Annotated in this window: 1 protein-coding gene and 3 pseudogenes; 3 read left to right on the top strand and 1 reads right to left on the bottom strand. The window is 44.1% G+C overall.

The window, feature by feature from the left end:
- Together H6F92_RS02650 and H6F92_RS02645 are read left to right on the top strand one after the other, a co-directional pair.
- A partial coding sequence (locus tag H6F92_RS02650) for a transposase (RefSeq protein WP_190356691.1) occupies positions 1-300 on the top strand: 300 nt, incomplete at its 5' end.
- A gap of 11 nt (positions 301-311) precedes the next feature.
- Positions 312-476 (top strand): annotated as a pseudogene (locus tag H6F92_RS02645) (ISL3 family transposase); the annotation flags it as partial.
- Positions 477-794: 318 nt separating this feature from the next.
- Here the strand turns inward: H6F92_RS02645 and H6F92_RS02640 are convergent.
- Positions 795-2,136: pseudogene (locus H6F92_RS02640) on the bottom strand (peptidase domain-containing ABC transporter); the annotation flags it as partial.
- Positions 2,137-2,213: 77 nt separating this feature from the next.
- On the opposite strand from H6F92_RS02640, the pseudogene H6F92_RS02635 reads away from it, so the two are divergent.
- Positions 2,214-2,359: pseudogene (locus H6F92_RS02635) on the top strand (IS701 family transposase); the annotation flags it as partial.

Raw genomic sequence — 2,359 nt, 5'->3', positions numbered from 1 at the left:
AAGGGTCCAAAGATTGTCCTGATTCTCGATCATGCTAGTATTCACAAAAAAACAGATGTTGTTGGTAAAATTGCTGAAAATATGCCCAACTTAATTTTAGAGTATTTACCCGCATATAGCCCAGATTTAAATATCATTGAATTGGTCTGGCCCTCGGCAAAAGAATTTATCGCTCATCGACTTTTTAAATCAGTTGAAGAATTAGAATCTCTTTTACATCAAATTTTAAATGAAGGAGGTTTAATTATTAAGTGGGATCGCAAGTTGAAAAACAAGGGTAATTCTGTTAACGCAATTTAAATTACGAACAGCTTAGTAACTTAAAAGGACATAAAGATTTCATAACAACGGTCGTAGAGCTGGACAAGAAAATTTGACTAGATGTGATTAAAGGACATAAGCAAGAAGAATTAATGGAAGCCTTAAAAGCACAGCCAGACGCAGTTCGGGAGAAGGTGAAAGACTGGAGTTTAGACTAATTCTGTCATGCCACTCCTGGGTCGAGCTTAATGAGTAGGTTGGCTCGAATCCCTTGCAACCCTTGCAAAAACTAGGTTATAGCTATTTCCTTGCCAAGTTTTCGCCCCTGCTCATGTACTTATTGGGGAATCTTGAAGGACTTTTGTGGAGGTTTGGTCAACTCATGATGTTCTGCAAACGAGCGCGAAAAGTCGCTATGCGGTCACAGAAATACTCGCTCAAGAAGTCTGTATTCCTTTTGGGGTCAGATTTTTAAGGTATTGAGCCTGAACTCGTTAGGGTTGATTTTTGGAAAATTTAGTCTAAACTCCAGTTTCAAAGCGAATATGTCCCTGTAATTCCGGGAGAAACTGACGGGAAAGTTCCTCTAAATTCTCCTCTGGCTTTGCGTCTATGGCATAGAACGAGTTAGTTAGGACGCTTTCAATTTTCAAACTCTTATCGGTCAAGGGTTTCAGCGATTGATTGTCCTAACCACCCCGCTCTTTGCTATAGTACATCGTTAATGCGCTCGACGGCGATATTGACTTCTTGAAATTGCGTCCAGAGAACGGTTAAGCGTTGAAAAGGCGCGATGATCTGGGCAAAAAGCATATTAAAGGCGATCAATTGTCCGATCGATAATTGATTTTGAATCACTAGATAGGCACCAAAACAGAGTAAACCCGTCGTCGCTAAAGATTCGATCAGATTACTGAATATCTGGAGATTATTGCCGATGATCTGCCCGGAGAAATTTTTCTTGACCTCCACCGAGAAAAGGTCTTCCCAGTGCCAACGGGTTGATCGCTCTGTGGCGGTAGATTTGACGGTACGAATACCGGTTAAAATCTCGATCAGGTAACTGCTTTCTTTAGCGATCGCCTGAAAAATATCCCGGGATATTCGCTGGAGAAAAGGGGTAGAAATTAACGCCAGCAGAAAGAACGGTGGCACGATCGCTAAACTGATGAGGGCTAATTGCCAGCTATAGCGGAACATCACCGCCACATACACGAAAACCGTTAATAAGTCAAGTAAAATCGAGAGAGCTTCCCCAGAGAGAAAACGCTGGATCTTGCGATTTTCCCCGACGCGGGAAATGATATCGCCCACATAGCGGGACTCGAAATAACCGAGGGGAAGGCTGAGGGTATGGCGGATAAAACCGGTGATTAATGCCGTATCGATGCGATTAGCGGTGTGATCGAGGAGATAGGCGCGTAAACCAGTAATTGCCACCCGAAAAACCCCGAAAATTAGCGCACCGATCCCCATCGCCCAAAGGGTGGTTAAGGATCCCTGGACAATTACTCGATCGAGGATTAACTGGGTGAAAATCGGCGTAATTAAGCCGAATATCTGGATAAAAAGCGAGGCGACGAAAATTTCCAGCAGCACGAACCAATGGGGTTCGAGTAAGCGATAAAACTGCCAGAGAGAGGTTTTATCCTCTTTTGTGTCCCGGAATTTCAGGTTCGGTTGGAGCAGAAGGGTGAATCCCGTCCATTTACTGGCGAATTCGGCACGACTTAGGGTTAATTGCCCGATCGCCGGATCGCCAATAATCACCTGTTTGGGGGTAATTTTCCAGATAACAACGAAGTGTTTGCCTTCCCAGTGAGCGGTCGCAACGCGCTCGCTACGCGAGACCGCTGGTAGGGGCTGTTTCCCTAATGGGACTTAAACGATCAACAAGAGTATAATAGAGTATAATCGTTAAAGAATAAGCACTTTACGTTGAAAGAGCAGCGATGAAAGAGACAACCCCAGCCGCGATGCCCCCATGCTTTGACCGATGGTGTCGGCGGTTTGACAATTGCTTCAAAAACGAAGCGCAAAAAAACGGCTTCAGACAATATTTAGGAGGATTATTAGGGGAAAGTGAGAGGAAAAACCT

The organism is Microcystis wesenbergii FACHB-1317 (assembly GCF_014696875.1).
Classification (GTDB): Bacteria; Cyanobacteriota; Cyanobacteriia; order Cyanobacteriales; family Microcystaceae; genus Microcystis; species Microcystis wesenbergii_A.
This window is presented reverse-complemented; position numbering and strand designations above follow the sequence as displayed.